The organism is Flavobacterium sp. ACN2 (assembly GCF_002303885.1).
Lineage (GTDB): Bacteria > Bacteroidota > Bacteroidia > Flavobacteriales > Flavobacteriaceae > Flavobacterium.
This window is the reverse complement of the sequence record NZ_MRCM01000015.1, coordinates 74,962-92,428: the sequence shown is the minus strand read 5'-3', so window position 1 is coordinate 92,428 and position 17,467 is coordinate 74,962. Positions and strand designations below refer to the sequence as shown.

The following is a 17,467-nucleotide window of genomic DNA, read 5'->3' as shown; positions in this document are numbered from 1 at the left end:
AATTGTTAAATTATAAATTGACAATTGATAATTAACAATTTACAATTAAAAAGAATGAATGTAGTTGCGATTTTTGATATTGGTAAAACAAACAAAAAGGTTTTTTTATTTAACGAAAATTATAAAATTGTCTGGGAGAAATCGGTTAATCTAGAGGAAACCACAGACGAAGATGGATTTCCGTGTGAAGATATCGAAGTACTTAAAAATTGGATTTTAGATCGATTATCTGAAATAAAAGAGCTTAAAGATTATGTTTTAAAAGCCATCAATTTTAGCACTTACGGCGCCAGTTTTGTTTATGTAGACGAAAACGGAAAAGTTTTAACTCCTCTGTATAATTATCTAAAAGATTATCCAGAGGATTTAAAATCTAATTTCTATGAAAAATATAAAGGAGAGAAGAAGTTTGCTATAAAAACAGCTTCTCCAGTTTTGGGTAGTTTAAATTCGGGAATGCAGATTTACCGATTGAAAGAAGAAAAACCCGAAATTTTTGAAAATGTAAAATACTGCTTGCACTTGCCACAGTTTTTAAGTTTTCTTTTAACGAATGAAGCATATGCTGATATTACAAGCATTGGCTGTCATACCAATTTGTGGAATTTCAAAAAAATGAAATATCATAAATGGCTGAAAGAAGAGGGGATTTCAGATAAAATACCACCAATTCATTTTGGAAAAGATGTTATTATGACTCGCGATAATCTGGCAATTGGAGTTGGTCTTCACGATAGTTCATCGGCCATTATTCCGTATACAATCAATTTTACAGAACCTTTTGTGTTGTTGTCTACAGGAACTTGGAGTATTTCTTTAAATCCATTCAATAATAAACCTTTAACGTTTGACGAATCGCAAAACGATTGTCTGTGTTATATGCAGTACACAGAGAAACCCGTAAAAGCGGCTCGTTTATTTGCAGGAAACGAACACGAAGTGCAAACCAAACGTTTGGCGCAGCATTTTAATGTTCCAGTTGATACCTACAAAGAAGTTTATTTTGACAAGAAAATTGTAGCCAATCTACGTGCGCTTAATTATCAAATTTTTTATCCTAAAAAATATAATTTTGATATACTGAAAGAGTGCCCTTTTCAAAATAGAGATCTTTCGCATTATAAAAATTACGAAACAGCCTATCACCAATTAATGCTGGATTTGGTAGAACAGCAAGTTTTTTCTACCAATTTGGTAATTCATAACAGTCCTGTAAAAAAGATTTTTGTGGATGGAGGTTTCAGTAAAAATTCAATTTATATGAATTTATTGGCAGAAGCTTTTCCAGATATTGAAGTCTACGCCGCATCGATGGCGCAGGCGAGTGCTTTGGGTGCTGCATTGGCGATTCATGATAATTGGAATCCGAAACCAATTCAGAACGATTTAATTGACTTGAAATTCTATAAACATTAGGTAAAAACGATCTGTATGTTGTAAATTTGCTGAGAAACGTATTTTTTACATTTTTACAGTACACGCCAAAATGAACAACACACTAAATACTACAACATGAAAATTGGACTTTTTATACCTTGTTATGTCGACCAATTTTATCCTAAAGTAGGAATCGCAACCTACGAATTACTACAAAAATTAGGTTGTGACGTCGAATTTCCGATGGGGCAAACTTGCTGCGGACAGCCAATGGCTAATAGCGGTTATGCGCATTTAACAAAAGGATGCGACGCCAATTTTATTGCCAATTTTTCTGGATTTGATTACATAGTTTGTCCTTCTGGAAGTTGTGTTTTGCATGTAAAAGACCATTTGCATGACGAAAAACAAGAAGAGAAGGCAATAGCAATTCGAAATACGGTTTACGAACTTACTGAGTTTATAACCGACGTTTTAAAAATTGACCACATTGACGGTAGATTTCCTTTTAAAGTGGGAATGCACGTGAGCTGTCACGGTCAGCGCGGATTAAAGCTTTCGCAAATGTCTGAATTAAATGCGCCATTTTTCTCGAAACCAGAACAACTATTACACAATATTGAAGGTCTTGATTTGGTTGCTTTAACGAGAAAAGATGAATGCTGTGGTTTTGGAGGAACGTTCTGCGTTACCGAAGAAGCGGTTTCTGTAAAAATGGGGCAAGATCGTATTAAAGATCACGAAAGTCATGATGTGGATTATATTACAGGTGGAGATATGTCTTGCTTAATGCATTTGGATGGAATTTTAAAAAGGCAAAAAAGCAGAATCAAAACCATTCACATTGCTGAAATATTAAATTCACTTGAAAACTAAAAATAGATGTTGAGTATTTAACCGCAAAGTGCACAAAGAAAAACCAGAAAGCACGCTAAGATTAAAAATTAGCTTTGCTCCCGATAGCTATCGGGATTGTGTAAAACCTTGCGAACTTTGCGGTTAAATAATTCATTATAAACATTTCAAAATTGACTTTTAAATCATTAAAAATGTCATCAGAAAAAACAATACCGCACAGCGAAGCCGCAGCAAAATTTAATAAAGACGTAGAGCGTGTCAATTGGCATGATGAAACGCTATGGTTTGTGCGTGCTAAAAGAGATAAATCAGCACATCAAATTGAGGACTGGGAACTGTTGCGTGAAACCGCTTCTCAAATCAAATTTAATGTGCTTTCTAATATTCATGATTATTTAGTTGAATTTGAAGCTAATGCTCAACGAAACGGAATAATTGTGCACTGGGCAGCCGATGCCAAAGAACACAACGAAATTGTGCATTCGATCATGGCTAAACATGATGTAAAGCAAATGGTGAAATCCAAATCGATGCTTACAGAAGAATGCCATTTAAATGATTATTTAGCCGAAAAAGGAATTGAAGTAATCGATTCTGATTTAGGTGAATATATCGTGCAGCTTCGAAAAGAACCACCGAGTCATATTGTACTTCCGGCCATTCACTTAAAAAAGGAAGACGTAAGCGAAACTTTCCACGAACATTTGGGCACCGAAAAAGGAAATTTTAATCCGCAGTATTTGACAGAATCTGCTCGTCATAGTTTGAGAAATACTTTCTTGACTAGAAAAGTAGCTTTAACCGGAGTCAATTTTGCGGTTGCCGAAACAGGGGAATTTGTGGTTTGTACGAATGAAGGGAATGCCGATATGGGTGCGCATTTGGCAGACGTTCATATCGCTTGTATGGGATTCGAAAAACTGATTCCGAAAAGAGAACATTTAGGCGTTTTCTTGAGATTATTGGCAAGAAGCGCAACGGGCCAGCCTATTACAACTTTTTCAAGTCATTTCAAGAAGCCAAGAGACGGAAAAGAAATGCATATCGTAATTGTAGACAACGGAAGAAGCACACAATTAGGAAGAGAAGATTTTAGAAATTCGCTAAAATGTATTCGTTGCGGAGCATGTATGAACACTTGTCCTGTTTACAGACGAAGCGGAGGACATAGTTATCATAATGCGGTTGCAGGACCAATTGGTTCTATTTTGGCACCAAACTTAGACATGAGCAAAAATGCCGATCTGCCTTTTGCAAGTACACTTTGCGGTTCTTGTACCAACGTTTGTCCCGTAAAAATTGATATTCACGATCAATTGTACAAATGGCGTCAGGTTTTGGTGAAAGAAGGGCATACGCCAACTGCCAAAACGGTTGCAATGAAAACGATGGCGACTGTACTGGCGAATCCAACGGTTTTTAATATTGCTGGAAAATCGGGAAGATTTGTAATGAAGAACGTTCCAGGAATGGTCAATAATAAAATGAATAAATGGTACGATCAGCGCGAAATGCCAGATGTTCCAGAAGAATCTTTTAGAGAATGGTACAAGAAAAATTCGAAAGAATCTAAAAATAAAAAGAATGAGTAGTAAAGGCGAAATTTTAAAAAGAATAAAACTAAATCAGCCTAATGAGGTTGCAGAACTGCCTGATCTAAATCTTTTAGGTTCCGAACAATTTGATGTATTAGAAACCTACAAAACAGTTTTAAAAGGAATTGGAGGCGATCCTGTAGAAGTTGCTGATTATAATGAAATTATCAATTACATTAAATCGAATTACAATCTGGAGAAACGATTAATTACAACGCTTCCAGAACTTTCTGAGATTGCTTCTTTAGATTGGAAAACAGTTGATCCGCATTCGCTTCAAGATGTGGAATTAACGGTTGTAAAAGCACATTTTGGAGTAGCAGAAAACAGCGGACTTTGGGTAACGGATGCTATTTTAGGACAGCGTGTTGCACCTTTTATTGCGCAGTATTTAGCGATTATCGTTCATAAAAAAGATCTTATGCCAACAATGCAGCAAGCCTATCAGAGAATTGGAAACATGGAATACGGTTTTGGAACTTTCATCGCAGGTCCGTCAAAAACAGCCGATATTGAGCAATCTTTGGTTCTTGGTGCACATGGAGCAAGAGGGTTGATTGTATTTTTATTGGATTAAGAAAACAAATAAAAAATATAAAATAGTGAATGCAGAAAGGGTAACTTTTCTGCATTTTTTATTTTCATTTATAAGTGATTGATCATACGAGAAATAAAAAAAAATCAGCTTGGTACGTTTTTTTTATTATTTTTAAAGTGTATAACTTACACTTAACCATACTTGCAATGAAAATCAAAAACTTATGTACAATGGCGATAGGAATATTTTTTCTGTCTACATTATCAAATGCTCAAACCAAAGCATTTCAAAAAGAAGAATTCAAACAATGGGCTCAAACTCCTCCAATGGGATGGAATAGCTGGGATTGTTACGGACCAACAGTTGAAGAACACGAAGTAAAAGCCAACGCCGATTATATGGCAAAAGAACTGAAGAAATTTGGCTGGGAATATATCGTAGTCGACATTCGTTGGTTTGTAGAAAACGACAAAGCAGGAGGCTATAACCAGACCGATCCGCGTTACGTAATTGATCAATACGGAAGATATCTGCCAGCAGTTAACCGATTTCCTTCAGCAAAAGACGGCCAAGGTTTTAAGCCTTTAGCAGATTACATTCATAAAAAAGGATTAAAATTCGGAATTCATATCATGCGTGGCATTCCTAAAAAAGCAGTTGAAGATAAACTGCCCATAAAAGGAGCAAACGGAATTACAGCAGATCAGGTTTATACCACCGCTTTGCAATGCGAATGGCTGAGAGACAACTATACCGTTGTGGCTGACAAACCCGGAGCGCAGGAATATTATGATTCTATTTTTGAATTATATGCACAATGGGGAGTAGATTTTATTAAAATTGATGATTTGTCAAGACCGTATCATGAAGCTGAAATCAATTTAATTAGAAATGCGATTGACAAATGCGGACGCAAAATTGTATTAAGCACATCGCCAGGAGAAACGCCAATTTCGGCCGCGGCGCACGTAAGCACTCATGCCAATATGTGGCGTATGGTGGATGATGTTTGGGATACATGGCCACACATTACGCACTTAATGGATGTAGCGCAAAAATGGTATCCGTATATCGCGCCAGGAACTTGGCCAGACTGCGATATGATTCCGCTAGGACGCATTTCGGTAAGGGGAGAAAGAGGCGAAGATAGAATGACACGTTTAACCAAAGACGAACAATATACTTTGATTACATTTTTCAATATTTTCAAATCGCCATTGTTTTTTGGAGGAGATTTGCCAAGTAATGATGCTTTTACTTTATCATTACTAACTAATAAAGAGGTCGTAAAAATGCATAACGAAAGCAGCGATGTAAAACAGCTTTTTCAGAAAGAAGGAAAAATTGCCGTGACATCAAAAAATGCAAAAGACGGCAGTGTTTATCTGGCTTTATTCAATATCTCAGATAATGCTTCGCAAAAAGTTTCTGTGAATCTTTCCGATTTAGGAATTTCTACTTCAGCCGAAGTTTTGAATATGTGGACAGGTGAAAATTCAAAAGTAACTTCAAAAGAAATAACAGCCGATTTAAAACCTCACAGCTCTATTTTATATCAGTTAAAAAATAAAAAATAGAATGATTTCAGAAGGAGCTTAGCATATTCTACATTTTTTCAGATATTAGCTGAAAGAATGTAGAATATTTATTTCCAAGTCAAAATTAGTTATGAATGATATAGACGAAAGTACAATTCCCTTTTGTTGGACAGAACATAAAAAGTTTGATTGGGGAGAACCTTATACAGTTTATCATCCTATTTTTAAAATATCTCCAACAAGCGCTGTATTGACATTGGAAGATTCTATCATAATAATGGGTGAGAATAATTTGAAAAAGCAATTGCTGTCTTTACACAATGTGATAATCAATTATGAAGAATTGGACCGAATTGAGAATTACAATGAAGAAAAATTCGATAGAATCAGAATTTTAGAATTGATCGATTTTTATATTAAGGAAAATGAAGGTAAACTTACCCCTTCTCAAAAATATGATGGGTATAATGATGAGCTATATTATATCTCTTCAATTGAATGTAAAGCGAACAGAAAATTGCAATTTGTAAATTGGACAGAATAAAATTATGGCAATATTTTCAGATCTTGAACTATCAGCTCCAGAAGTAATTTCAAAAGGAATATTTCCTATTTTGATCTTGACGTCGATTGCAGACCAAGAAAGGATGAAAGACTATTATAGCAAAAATCCAGAACATCCATTTAATAGTTTGAATTTGAAGGAAAATCAAATCTTAGCTGCATGTTGCTCCTATTACACAGACATTCCAATAGGTAGTAAATTCGATGTTGTTTTTTCAGGTAGAGATGTTGAAAACTTCTTGAATGTTACAGCAGTTTTAGAATATGCTTCCTACAATAGAAGTTTTGAAGTTGATATGGTGCCTAACAGTATTACATCAGTAGTTGCGATAATAGATTTTCCAGAAGGGAAACCTGAAATACTGAATAAATTAAGATTGGAAAATGAAAAAAGAGATTTCAATACCTATGACGAACTTTATTTGACAGAAAAAAAAGTACTGGACAAAATCTTAAAAGAATTTGATAAAAAGAAAGAATTATAAAAATAAAACGAGGCGTTTATGAGCCTCGTTTTTATTTTTAATTATATGTTTTATTTAAGCCGTTTGATCATCTATAGTTGCATCAGGAGCATTTTTCTTTACCGATTCGATTCCGTTTTCTCTAGCAGATACACTTTCGTACATTTCGCTTGAACCAATAATTTGACCATTTCCAGCTTTTAAATTGAAATAAGGTTTACCGTTACTAGATTCTTTTCTATCATAACGATTATCATCTCCCGCGTTGGTTTTAACAGATTCAATACCATTGTTGCAGGCCGCTTTTGTAGTATAGCCTTCACTTGTTAAAATGGTTTGGCCATTACCAGCTTTTAGATTGAACTGGAACTCTCCATTAGCTCTAGTAGTAATTACAAATTTTCCCATGTAGTTTATTATTAAAGTTAGGTAATATTTATTTTGCTATAGATAAAAATACAAAACTTAGTAATATAAATCATACGTCAATTTGAAAAAATAATTATGTTAACAATAACAATTTGTTTTTGTTCAAGAACTTAAAAGATCAAGATTAGATTCCTAAGCGAAAATCAGAAACACTTTTTTCTTCTAGATTAATCTCTTCAAAAATACTCTGCGTTCCTTTGTCTACAGGGCATTGAGTACTAATTCCCATCCAGATTTTTTTAGGATAATTGTTTTTGTATAAACGAACCATTTGCCAATTCTTTTTATCTAACGAATAATAACTGGCAACTGTTTTTGTGTCAGAAGAAATTTTCATGTAAACAAAAGGCTGTTTTACAATATCGTGATTGTTATCATCAGAAGTACCCATTGTTCGAACCGTTACAACTCGATGATTGCCTCTTTCATCTTGTTCGAAACAAAATTTTTGATAAAAGCTATCATTCACATAAATATATAAGACACCAGCATTATACAAACCTTTTTCTGTAAACTCAGGCGTAACTTTCGCGGTAAGCGTAAAAGGTTTTGTATTGTCTACTTCAGATAAAAGCATTGGCGCTGTTGTATTCGACAATTTCCCGTCTGGATCAGAAAAATAATCAGATTTTTCGCCAGCTTTAAAAATGACTTTTTCGTTAGCTTCGGTTTTAATTAGCGTATCGGCGCCGTTTATCGCTTTTGTAAAATGTATAGAAGATAATTTAATGTCGCAAGGAGAACCGTTTACAAATGCAGAATCTGTTTTGGTTTCTTCTTTCATGGCTGTTTTTGCAGTTTCGTTTTTAGTATTGCAACTCGTTAAAGCAGAAAGACCAAGAAGGATAATGGCGTGGTAAAAAAATGTTTTCATAGATTATTTTTTTGGGATAGAAAGTGATATTTTTAGTTTTCCAAAAATAGAATGGCTTCAATAAAGAGGCAATACCTAAAATTAACCAATTATACTTTCTAATGCTTCAAAATTCTTCAATAGAAAACCAATTAATGACTACGTTTTTAGAACAAAAATTTGAAATTGGAGAATCAAATGATATCGAAATGTACAAACAATTTGTTATCAATTATGTCAAAATAGAGCAATGTGTAGCCGTTTTATCCGATTATCAATCCGATAAAAGTTATATTTATGCCGGAAGTTTCGGCTCTATTTTCGGGCTTCCAGATGAAAATGCTGTAATTGATTCTGCTTTTGAAGAATGTATTTTTACTAAAATCAATTCAGACGATTTGGTTGAACGTCATGTTTTAGAACTCAATTTTTATCAGTTTTTAAAAGAAATTCCAAAAGAAGAATACAGTAATTACAGTACTTTGAGCCGTTTGAGAATGAAAGATTCTAACGATAAAATTACGTATATAAATCACCGTACAATTTATTTGAACACATTTAATAACGGAAGTATCTCTCTTGCATTGTGTTTATATCTGCCATCAACAGATTTGCAGCCTCGAACTGGAATTGACGGAAAAATTTTTAATATTCAAACAGGCGAGGTAATCGAACCAGAAAAGTATAAAAACAATATAGAAAATATACTTTCAAAAAGAGAAATAGAAGTTTTGACGAGTGTAGCAAAAGGAAATAAAAGCGAACAAATTGCGACAGAAATGCATATTTCGGTTTACACTGTAAGACGCCACAGACAAAATATTATTGAAAAATTAAAAGTAACCAATACCGCAGAGGCCGTACAGACTGCTATTATTATGGGAGTGATATCGCTGTAGATTTTAAGTTTAAAATCGACACACAAGTAAGAATATTCCTTATATTTGAAGAAAAAAAATATTATGAGAAAAATAATTATTCTTGCTTTTGCATCAGCTCTTATAGCATCTTGTAATTCTAAAAATAGTAAAGATGAAAATAATTCTGTTTTGACAGATACTATAGCTAGTAATGAAAAAAACGAACCAGATGATACTATTTCTGTTTTTGAAGGAACGCTGCCATGTGCAGATTGTGAAGGAATAGAAACGGTTCTAAAAATTGATGTTGCAGATAATACATTTCAATTATCTAGTACATACAAAGGGAAACAGCCTGAAAAAAACTTTAAAGAAATGGGTAATATCAATACCGAAAGAGGTTTAGAGAAAGATCCTGATGGAACAATCTATATTTTAAACTGGGATAAACCAGAAAAAGATCAGGTTTATTACGGTTATTACAGTAAAAATCCCGAAAAACTATATCTGCTAGACAGAAACAAAAAAATAATAAAGTCTAAGCTGAATTATTTTTTAGAATTAAATGAATAAAATAATTTAGGCAGTTTAAATAAGACTTTTCAAAAAAAATATTACAAACTTAAATGACTTTGCAGTCTTTAAGTTTGTAATATTTTTTTACTTTTAGGCTAATAAAAAGTATCATCAATATTAAGTTTCTATTGATGAAGAAGTATCTATGAAAGAAATCAACGAAATTCTTAAAGCCTATTCGCAAGCAAAATCCGAAGGAAAAAAAACAGCTCTAGCAACGGTCGTTAAAGTTGAAGGTTCGTCATATCGACAACCTGGCGCTCGCATGCTGGTTACAGAAGATGGAGAATTGACCGGTGCAATAAGTGGTGGTTGTTTGGAAGGCGACGCGTTACGAAAAGCACTTCTTTCAATCCATCAAAAACAAAATAAATTAGTTACTTACAATACGAATAACGAAGATGATGCGGAAGTGGGTTTACAGCTCGGATGCAACGGAATCGTTCATATTCTTTTTGAATATATTGATGAAGAGATTTCGAATAATCCAATTCAGCTTTTGCAGCAATTGGAATTAGAAAGAAAAGAAGCTGTAATTGTAACCGTTTTTTCTTTGAAAAGAAATGCTTTTCAGATTGGAACAACTTTGTTTTTTAGAAAAGACAGTCCTGTTTTAAATCATAATAACGAGGTTTTAAATTTAATTTCGGATGTAAAAGAAGTGCTGAAAACTAAAACTTCTGTAGTGAAAAAACTTCAGGAAGAAAACGACAACGAAGCTTTAATCGAATACATAAAACCTTCTATTTCGCTTGTAATTGCTGGTGCAGGAAACGATATTCAGCCTATAGTAAAAATGACTTCAATTTTAGGCTGGAAAATTACTATTGGCGAAGGACGCGCAACACATGCAACTAAAAAACGGTTTCCTAAAGCCGATCAAGTTTCGGTGGTAAATCCAGAACAATTTTTAGAGAATATTGTTATTGACGATCAGACCTATTTTGCTTTGATGACGCACAATTACAAATATGATTTAGCTGTTTTAAAAGCGCTGCTAAAAACCGATTTTCATTATATCGGAATTTTAGGTCCGAAGTCAAAATTCAACCGAATGATAGACGATCTTTTGATCGAAGGAATAACAGTAAGCGAAGAGCAGATGAAAAGAATTCATACTCCAATTGGACTCGATATTGGCGCAGAAACATCTGAAGAAATTGCTTTATCGATTGTTTCGGAAATAAAAGCGGTAGCTTCAGAAAGAATAGGAACTTCGCTGAAATATAAAGAAGGCAAAATACATGATGAAATTCATTATGGAGAATAGATTTCAAAATAAAACAGGCATTATTATTTTGGCCGCTGGTAATTCTTCCAGATTAGGCAGACCCAAACAATTGCTGGAATATAAAGAATCAACTTTGTTGAAAAACACCGTTTCAGAAGCTTTGAAGGTTGAAAATTCATTTGTAATAGTCGTGATAGGTTCAAACCATGATTTAATCGAAAAAGAGCTTAATTTACCCGAAGTCACATTTGCATTTAATTCTGACTGGGAAAACGGAATGTCTTCTTCAATTGCAAAAGGAATAAAGGAATTATTGCTTCTAAATCCAGATTGTGAGCAATGTATTTTAGCAGTTTGCGATCAGCCTTTTGTGACAAATGCTGTTTTTGAAAATTTAATTATTCAAGCCAATAAAACAAAAAAAGGAATTGCCGCTTCATCATACTCTGAAACTTTAGGAACGCCAGTTTTATTTCATAAAAAATACTTTCAAGAACTTCTGGAGTTAAAAGGGCAGGAAGGCGCTAAAAAACTCATTAAAAAGCATACAGAAAATGTAGTTTCAGTTCTTTTTGAAAAAGGGAATATTGATATTGATACAGAGGAGGATTATTTTAAGTTGATTTCTTGAAGAAAGGGACAAGGGACAAAGTTGCAGAGTGACAAAGTTTTTTTACACAGCTTTTCTAGATCCAGTTTGTCATCCTGAAGAAAGGGACAAAGGGACAAAGTTGCAGAGTGACAAAGTTTTTTTTACACAGATTTTCTAGATCCAGTTTGTCATCCTGACGAAGGAAGGATGACACTAGAAACTCCATAAAGTAAATCCTCAATCTTTGTCGGCTCCCGCGTGTGATCCTTCCTTCGTCAGGATGACAAAAATAACCTTTGCGTTTCCGCGACTTTGCGAGATTAAAAAAGTAAAACTTAGTGTCTTAGCGTCTTCGTGGCAAACTGCCTAGCGAGACTCAAAACACTCTCAATAGCAATATCAATTTCCTCAGAAGTAGTAAATCTTCCCAAACTAAAACGAATCGAACTCAAAGCCTCTTCATCAGACAAGCCCATTGCTTTTAAAACGTGAGAAGGCTTAGAAGTAACTGCAGAGCAAGAAGCGCCATTTGAAACGGAAATATTTCCCAAAGCCAGAATCAGTTGTTCTGAATTCACGCCTGGAAAACAAATATTAGAAGTATTGTAAATTCGGTTTTCTGTATTTCCATTTACAAAAGAACCTTCAAATTGTAATAAACCTTTTTCAAGTTTGTCTCGTAATAGAGAAATTCTATTTTGATCTTTTTCTAATTCATTTACAGCAATTTCCGATGCTTTTCCTAAACCTATAATTCCGGGAACATTTAGCGTTCCGCTTCGTAATTTTCTTTGTTGTCCGCCTCCAAGAATTTGAGAAGACAATTTTATTTTGGCTTTCGCCGAAACATACAAAGCGCCAACGCCTTTCGGACCGTAAAATTTATGTGCGGATAAAGTCAAAAGATCAATTCCGAGTTTTTTTACATCAACAGGAATTTTTCCAACCGCCTGCGTAGCATCACACATAAAAAGTACATTTTTGGCTTTCAATATTTTAGAAATTGTACTGATATTTTGTATGACACCAGTTTCATTATTAGAAAACATTCCGATGAAAACCAGAGTTTTATCTGTGATTATTTCTTCTAAAAGTCGAAGGCTCAAAAGTCCGTGGAAATCAGTAGGAAGATAAGTTACTTCAAAACCAATGCTTTCCATAAAGTGACAGGTTTCCAGAACCGCGTTATGTTCGGTCTGAATGGTGACGATATGTTTTCGGTCCTGATCGGCTAAACCTTTAATTGCGAGATTAATTGCCTCAGTCGCGCCCGAAGTAAATATGATTTCTTCTGCATCGGCATTTATTAAATCTGCCGTTTGCCATGCTGCGTTTTCAATAGCTTCTTTTACCGTTAATCCCGCTAAATGTGTTCCTGTTGAATTTGCATACAAATCAGTAAAATACGGAAGCATTGCATTCAAAACTCGTTTATCAACACGTGTTGTGGCATTGTTATCAAGGTAAATGATTTTTTGTTGTAGCATAATTTGGGCTTAGTTCAGTAAAAATACAATTTCAGAATTAATCTACTTGAAAAAAATTAACCGCAAAGGCGCAAAGGGTTTTCGCAAAGAACGCAAAATTTTAATGTGTATAATTTTTGTTTCTCGCAGATTTTGCAGATCTAAACAGATTTTTTATTTATTTCTATCAAAAAGAATCTGTGTAAATCTTTTCATCGTATTCAAAATCTGCATTATCTGCCAAATCTGCGAGAGAAAAATAACTTAGCGAACTTTGCGAAAACCCTTTGCGCTCTTTGCGGTTAAAAAAAAGAAAGAAATTGTAATTATTCTAAATAAGAGTAATGTTTGAATTTTATAATTTTTTCTTACATAAGATCGCTAAATTTGTTAGAATGACAAAAGCGAATTTGCTAATTTAACAAATAGATTGAATGGCTTCTAAAAAAACAAATCAGAATAAAGTAACACCCGAAGATTCCAATTCGCGTCGTGACTTTATAAAGAAATCAGGACTTTTTACCGCCCTTGCCCTGACGCCGCCTTCATTGGTTATGGCTACAGAAAAGAAATGGGATGAAAAAATAGCGGAATATTTAGAAACAGTACCGCTTTCTATTGAAGTAAATGGCACAAAACACAATCTAAATATTGAGCCAAGAACTACGTTATTGGATTTGCTTCGCGAACAGTTACAGCTTACTGGAACCAAAAAAGGATGTGACCACGGACAATGTGGTGCGTGTACGGTGCACGTAAATGGAACTAGAATTTTGTCGTGTCTGTCTTTGGCAACGATGCAGCAAAACGCACAGGTAACTACGATTGAAGGACTTTCGAAAGGAAAAAAACTGCACCCAATGCAGGAAGCTTTTATCAAACACGATGGTTTTCAGTGCGGCTATTGCACTCCTGGACAAATCATGTCTGGAATTGCTTGTATCAAAGAAGGCCATGCAAATAGCAGAGAAGAAATCAGTGAATATATGAGTGGTAACATTTGTAGATGCGGTGCTTATCATAACATTGTTGACGCCATAACGGAAGTGAAGGAAGGAGGGAAGGAAATATGAAAAACTTTCAGATAATTAAAGCTTTGTCGTCTTCTTCGGCAATTACAGGAAAAGCCAAAGATGATTCTTCTATGTTTATTGCGGGAGGAACAAATCTGGTGGATTTGATGAAGAAGAATATTGTCGCTCCAGATAAATTGGTTGACATTAACGGATTAGACTTAAAGAAAATAGAGTTCTTAAAAGGAAAAGTTTCGATTGGTGCATTGGCAAAAAATAGTCAGGTTGCCGAAGATGCTTCTATTAAAGAGAAATATCCTTTATTAGCGTTAGCATTAGCTGCTGGAGCTTCTCAGCAAATTCGTCACATGGCGACCGTTGGAGGTAATATGCTGCAGAAAACGAGATGCTCTTATTATTACAACACCGATATGCCTTGCAACAAACGAGTACCAAAAAGCGGATGCGGTGCGATTGGAGGTTCTAACCGAATGGCAGCTGTTTTTGGAACTTCGGATAGTTGTATTGCCGTTCACCCAAGTGATATGTGTGTGGCTTTGGCGGCGCTCGATGCAACAGTTTTGGTAGAAGGTCCAAAAGGAAAACGAGAAATTAAGTTTACTGATTTTCATAAACTTCCTGGAAATACACCAGAAAAAGACAATACACTTGACAGCAGAGAATTGATTACTGCTGTTGAAATTCCAGATAATAATTTTACTAAAAATGTGCATTATCTTAAAGTGCGTGACAGGACGAGTTATGCTTTTGCATTAGTGTCTGTTGCTGTGGCTTTAGATGTAAAAAATAATACCATAAATGATGTCAGATTGGCTATGGGAGGTGTGGCACATAAACCATGGCGATTGACTGAAACAGAAAAATTCCTGAAAGGAAAAACAGTTTCTGAAGATCTATTTAAACAAGCAGGCCATTTGTCTATGAAAGGTGCAAAAGGATTCGGGGATAATAATTTTAAAATAACGCTTGGAGAGAATGCAGTAGCAGAAGCACTTACAATAGCAGCATCAAAATAATTAAATTATGAGCAAGACAAGTAATATTAATAGAGTTGACGGATTTGCTAAAGTAACGGGTTCAGCAACTTATTCGGCAGAATATAAAACAGCAGGCGTTGTTTATGCTTGTTTGGTAGGAAGTACGATTGCGAAAGGAAGAATTAAAACCATTGATACTAAAAAAGCGGAATGGGCGCCAGGAGTTTTGGCTATAATTACGCATTTAAATGTGGATAAACCTGCTGGCTACGAAAAAGCAAAAGACAAGCATAATTTTGGTCAGCCCTTGCAGATTTTCAAGGATGATTCGGTTTTGTATTACGATCAGCCCATTGCCTTGGTTATTGCCGATACTTTTGAACGTATGCGATATGCGGCGAGTTTAATTAAAGCCGATTATTTTAAAGAAGAACATTCGACAGAACTTAAAAAAGCAGCTGAAAAGGAAAAGAAAGTCGAAACCGATAAAGGAAATGATTACCATCGTGGTGAACATGATGGTTATAAAAATGCTGAGGTTATTTTGGAAACCGAATATACGATTCCAACCGAGGTGCATAACCCGATGGAACTGGCAAATATTATAGCCAAATGGGACGGAAATAAACCCATTTTATATACCAAAAGTCAGGGTGTCGAGGGAACGCGTAAAAGTGTTGCCGGAGTTTTTGGAGTGCCTGTCGAAGATGTTGAGGTTCACGCCGAATATCTTGGAGGCGCTTTCGGAATGGGATTGCATACTTGGCCGTATGAAATAGCGGCTTTAATTGGAGCCAAAAAACTAAATCGTCCAGTTAAATTAGTACTGCATCGCGAACAGATGTTTACCAATGTTGGTTTCAGGCCTTACACGATTCAGAAAATGGGGCTTGGGGCAACTAAAGATGGAAAACTGACTGGATTAACGCATGAAGCGGTTGCAATGACTTCAAGCTATGAGGATTTTATGGAAGGTACCGTAAACATGTCCCGATTTATTTATGATTGTGCCAATGTTTCGACACGTTATAGAATTGTGCCTTTGGATACTTGCACACCAATCTGGATGCGTGGACCGGGAGAGGCGACAGGCTCTTTTGCCTTAGAAAGCGCAATGGACGAATTGGCTTATAAATTAAACCTAGATCCGATTGAATTCAGAAAACGCAATTATGCTGAAAAAGATCAGGAACAAAATAAACCTTGGAGCAGTAAATTTCTTTTAGAATGCTACGAAGCTGGAATGGAACGCATAGGCTGGAAAAACCGTAAAAATGAACCGGGTTCTGTTAAAGAAGGAAACTGGCTAGTGGGTTACGGAATGGGAACTGGAACTTTCGGCTGTTATCGAAGCCCAACTTCTGTAAAGGCAAAATTTTTGGCTAATGGAGATTTGGTATTGCAATGCAGTGTAAATGATATGGGACCAGGAACGGCAACTATGATGACTGCTATTGGAGCTGAAGTAATTGGTTTGTCAGCTGAAAATGTAGTTGTCGAAATGGGAAAAAGCGGATTGCCAAAAGGCCCAACGCAAGGTGGTTCGGCAACGACTTCGTCTGTTGGTTCTGCTGTTCATGATGCTTGTAATTTATTGTTGAATAAAATAATTGAATTAGGAAGTAAAAATCCTGCTTTAAAAGGAATCGCTCTCACAGATTTAACTTTTGAAAATGGTGCAGTTTCTTCTAAAAAAGACAAATCTAAATCGGTTACATTAGCGGCGCTCTTAAGCAGTAATAAATTAGAAGATTTTGAAGTAGAAAATCTTTCTAAAGCCGCAGAAGAAGCGAAGAAATATTCCATTTATTCGTTTTCGGTTCATTTCGTAAAAGTATTAGTGAATCCGAATTTGGGTAAGATAAGATTGGCTCATGTTGTGTCTTGTGCCGATATCGGAACCGTAATCAGTCAGAAAACTTCTGCGGGACAAATGTTCGGTGGAGCAGTAGGAGGAATCGGAATGGGATTGATGGAAGCATTAGAAATCGATCATCGTTTTGGCCGTCCAATCAACAATAATTTTGCTGATTATCATGTTCCTGTAAATGCAGATATAGAAAAACAAGAAGTGTTCTTCGTTAATAAAAAAGACCCAATCAGTAACCCAATGGGAACAAAAGGTTTAGGAGAAACAGCTTTAGTCGGAATGGCGCCTGCAATTGCAAATGCCGTTTTTAATGCAACTGGAAAACGTGTTAGAGATTTACCAATTACATTAGATAAAATTATTGAGACCGCAAAGGTTTAAGCATAAAAAACGATTACAATAATCCCTTTGAGAATAAGATCTTAAAGGGATTTTTTTGTGAGTAACCTCATTTTTGTCATTTCGACGAAGGAGAAATCTTCGCGAGAAACTCGACAAAGAATGGATTATTACTGCGGAGCTACTTACGGAGATTTCTCCTTCGTCGAAATGACAAGATTGCGTGATAAGGCTTTGAGAGCTTATGTAAAATCGGCTCTTTGTGCTTAAATAAAAAAGTCGCAAAGCTTAAAAAACTTTGCGACT

18 protein-coding genes are annotated in these 17,467 nt (G+C 35.2%); 15 read left to right on the top strand and 3 right to left on the bottom strand.

Annotation, left to right across the window (positions count from 1 at the left end):
• Window positions 1-54: 54 nt before the first annotated feature.
• From BSF41_RS17400 to BSF41_RS17370, 7 genes are all read left to right on the top strand, one after another.
• The gene (locus BSF41_RS17400; protein ID WP_095930771.1) at window positions 55-1,416 is read left to right on the top strand and encodes an FGGY-family carbohydrate kinase; all 1,362 of its coding nucleotides are present in this window, start codon (window positions 55-57) and stop codon (window positions 1,414-1,416) included.
• Between the two features lie 96 nt (window positions 1,417-1,512).
• Window positions 1,513-2,253 carry a (Fe-S)-binding protein gene (locus tag BSF41_RS17395; protein WP_095930770.1) on the top strand — a complete coding sequence of 247 codons (741 nt, stop codon included), beginning with the start codon at window positions 1,513-1,515 and terminating at the stop codon, window positions 2,251-2,253.
• A 173-nt stretch (window positions 2,254-2,426) separates the two neighbouring features.
• A complete protein-coding gene (locus BSF41_RS17390; RefSeq protein ID WP_095930769.1) occupies window positions 2,427-3,827 on the top strand; it encodes a lactate utilization protein B in 1,401 nt (466 codons plus the stop codon).
• Window positions 3,820-4,407 (top strand): LUD domain-containing protein, encoded by a 588-nt coding sequence (locus BSF41_RS17385; protein ID WP_095930768.1) that lies wholly within the window; start codon window positions 3,820-3,822, stop codon window positions 4,405-4,407. Before BSF41_RS17390 ends, BSF41_RS17385 begins: the two co-directional genes overlap by 8 nt.
• 167 nt (window positions 4,408-4,574) lie before the next feature.
• Window positions 4,575-5,945 (top strand): glycoside hydrolase family 27 protein, encoded by a 1,371-nt coding sequence (locus tag BSF41_RS17380; RefSeq protein ID WP_095930827.1) that lies wholly within the window; start codon window positions 4,575-4,577, stop codon window positions 5,943-5,945.
• 91 nt (window positions 5,946-6,036) lie between these two features.
• Window positions 6,037-6,450 carry a hypothetical protein gene (locus BSF41_RS17375; protein WP_095930767.1) on the top strand — a complete coding sequence of 138 codons (414 nt, stop codon included), beginning with the start codon at window positions 6,037-6,039 and terminating at the stop codon, window positions 6,448-6,450.
• Between the two features lie 4 nt (window positions 6,451-6,454).
• Window positions 6,455-6,955 carry a hypothetical protein gene (locus BSF41_RS17370; protein ID WP_095930766.1) on the top strand — a complete coding sequence of 167 codons (501 nt, stop codon included), beginning with the start codon at window positions 6,455-6,457 and terminating at the stop codon, window positions 6,953-6,955.
• A gap of 54 nt (window positions 6,956-7,009) precedes the next feature.
• Here the strand turns inward: BSF41_RS17370 and BSF41_RS17365 are convergent, their stop codons facing one another.
• Window positions 7,010-7,342 (bottom strand): YegP family protein, encoded by a 333-nt coding sequence (locus BSF41_RS17365; RefSeq protein WP_095930765.1) that lies wholly within the window; start codon window positions 7,340-7,342, stop codon window positions 7,010-7,012.
• A gap of 145 nt (window positions 7,343-7,487) precedes the next feature.
• Complete coding sequence (locus BSF41_RS17360; RefSeq protein WP_095930764.1) at window positions 7,488-8,237, bottom strand: DUF1349 domain-containing protein; 750 nt, start codon at window positions 8,235-8,237, stop codon at window positions 7,488-7,490.
• A 134-nt stretch (window positions 8,238-8,371) separates the two neighbouring features.
• Here BSF41_RS17360 and BSF41_RS17355 point away from each other — a divergent pair, with 134 nt between their 5' ends.
• The 4 genes from BSF41_RS17355 to BSF41_RS17340 all read left to right on the top strand — a co-directional run bounded on the left by BSF41_RS17355 (window position 8,372) and on the right by BSF41_RS17340 (window position 11,514).
• Window positions 8,372-9,115: a response regulator transcription factor gene (locus BSF41_RS17355; RefSeq protein ID WP_253251850.1), complete on the top strand. Its 744-nt coding sequence runs from the start codon at window positions 8,372-8,374 to the stop codon at window positions 9,113-9,115.
• Window positions 9,116-9,178: 63 nt separating this feature from the next.
• A complete protein-coding gene (locus tag BSF41_RS17350) occupies window positions 9,179-9,649 on the top strand; it encodes a copper resistance protein NlpE (RefSeq protein WP_095930762.1) in 471 nt (156 codons plus the stop codon).
• 148 nt (window positions 9,650-9,797) lie between these two features.
• Entirely contained in the window at window positions 9,798-10,922 is a 1,125-nt protein-coding gene (locus BSF41_RS17345; protein ID WP_095930761.1) for an XdhC family protein, read from the top strand.
• Window positions 10,897-11,514: an NTP transferase domain-containing protein gene (locus BSF41_RS17340; protein ID WP_253251849.1), complete on the top strand. Its 618-nt coding sequence runs from the start codon at window positions 10,897-10,899 to the stop codon at window positions 11,512-11,514. The genes BSF41_RS17345 and BSF41_RS17340 overlap by 26 nt, the downstream gene beginning before the upstream one ends.
• A gap of 296 nt (window positions 11,515-11,810) precedes the next feature.
• Here the strand turns inward: BSF41_RS17340 and BSF41_RS17335 are convergent, their stop codons facing one another.
• Complete coding sequence (locus BSF41_RS17335) at window positions 11,811-12,962, bottom strand: cysteine desulfurase family protein (protein ID WP_095930759.1); 1,152 nt, start codon at window positions 12,960-12,962, stop codon at window positions 11,811-11,813.
• Between the two features lie 413 nt (window positions 12,963-13,375).
• Here BSF41_RS17335 and BSF41_RS17330 point away from each other — a divergent pair, with 413 nt between their 5' ends.
• The 4 genes from BSF41_RS17330 to BSF41_RS23795 are packed head-to-tail and all read left to right on the top strand — an operon-like array spanning window position 13,376 to window position 17,431.
• Complete coding sequence (locus tag BSF41_RS17330; RefSeq protein ID WP_095930758.1) at window positions 13,376-14,014, top strand: 2Fe-2S iron-sulfur cluster-binding protein; 639 nt, start codon at window positions 13,376-13,378, stop codon at window positions 14,012-14,014.
• On the top strand, window positions 14,011-14,991 hold the full coding sequence (locus BSF41_RS17325) for a xanthine dehydrogenase family protein subunit M (protein ID WP_095930757.1): 981 nt from the start codon (window positions 14,011-14,013) through the stop codon (window positions 14,989-14,991). Before BSF41_RS17330 ends, BSF41_RS17325 begins: the two co-directional genes overlap by 4 nt.
• 7 nt (window positions 14,992-14,998) lie before the next feature.
• Entirely contained in the window at window positions 14,999-17,203 is a 2,205-nt protein-coding gene (locus BSF41_RS17320; RefSeq protein ID WP_095930756.1) for a xanthine dehydrogenase family protein molybdopterin-binding subunit, read from the top strand.
• A gap of 57 nt (window positions 17,204-17,260) precedes the next feature.
• Window positions 17,261-17,431, top strand: coding sequence for a hypothetical protein (locus tag BSF41_RS23795; protein ID WP_172426931.1), 171 nt, complete (start codon window positions 17,261-17,263; stop codon window positions 17,429-17,431).
• Window positions 17,432-17,467: the final 36 nt, after the last annotated feature.

Excerpts from the sequence above, each read along its gene's own strand:
- BSF41_RS17335 (WP_095930759.1), bottom strand. The coding sequence starts at position 12,962 with ATGCTACAACAAAAAATCATTTACCTTGATAACAATGCCACAACACGT.
- BSF41_RS17355 (WP_253251850.1), top strand. The coding sequence starts at position 8,372 with ATGACTACGTTTTTAGAACAAAAATTTGAAATTGGAGAATCAAATGAT.
- BSF41_RS17370 (WP_095930766.1), top strand. The coding sequence starts at position 6,455 with ATGGCAATATTTTCAGATCTTGAACTATCAGCTCCAGAAGTAATTTCA.
- BSF41_RS17380 (WP_095930827.1), top strand. The coding sequence starts at position 4,575 with ATGAAAATCAAAAACTTATGTACAATGGCGATAGGAATATTTTTTCTG.
- BSF41_RS17375 (WP_095930767.1), top strand. The coding sequence starts at position 6,037 with ATGAATGATATAGACGAAAGTACAATTCCCTTTTGTTGGACAGAACAT.
- BSF41_RS17340 (WP_253251849.1), top strand. The coding sequence starts at position 10,897 with ATGATGAAATTCATTATGGAGAATAGATTTCAAAATAAAACAGGCATT.
- BSF41_RS17330 (WP_095930758.1), top strand. The coding sequence starts at position 13,376 with ATGGCTTCTAAAAAAACAAATCAGAATAAAGTAACACCCGAAGATTCC.
- BSF41_RS17350 (WP_095930762.1), top strand. The coding sequence starts at position 9,179 with ATGAGAAAAATAATTATTCTTGCTTTTGCATCAGCTCTTATAGCATCT.
- BSF41_RS17395 (WP_095930770.1), top strand. The coding sequence starts at position 1,513 with ATGAAAATTGGACTTTTTATACCTTGTTATGTCGACCAATTTTATCCT.
- BSF41_RS17325 (WP_095930757.1), top strand. The coding sequence starts at position 14,011 with ATGAAAAACTTTCAGATAATTAAAGCTTTGTCGTCTTCTTCGGCAATT.
- BSF41_RS17360 (WP_095930764.1), bottom strand. The coding sequence starts at position 8,237 with ATGAAAACATTTTTTTACCACGCCATTATCCTTCTTGGTCTTTCTGCT.
- BSF41_RS17345 (WP_095930761.1), top strand. The coding sequence starts at position 9,798 with ATGAAAGAAATCAACGAAATTCTTAAAGCCTATTCGCAAGCAAAATCC.
- BSF41_RS17390 (WP_095930769.1), top strand. The coding sequence starts at position 2,427 with ATGTCATCAGAAAAAACAATACCGCACAGCGAAGCCGCAGCAAAATTT.
- BSF41_RS17320 (WP_095930756.1), top strand. The coding sequence starts at position 14,999 with ATGAGCAAGACAAGTAATATTAATAGAGTTGACGGATTTGCTAAAGTA.
- BSF41_RS17400 (WP_095930771.1), top strand. The coding sequence starts at position 55 with ATGAATGTAGTTGCGATTTTTGATATTGGTAAAACAAACAAAAAGGTT.
- BSF41_RS17385 (WP_095930768.1), top strand. The coding sequence starts at position 3,820 with ATGAGTAGTAAAGGCGAAATTTTAAAAAGAATAAAACTAAATCAGCCT.
- BSF41_RS17365 (WP_095930765.1), bottom strand. The coding sequence starts at position 7,342 with ATGGGAAAATTTGTAATTACTACTAGAGCTAATGGAGAGTTCCAGTTC.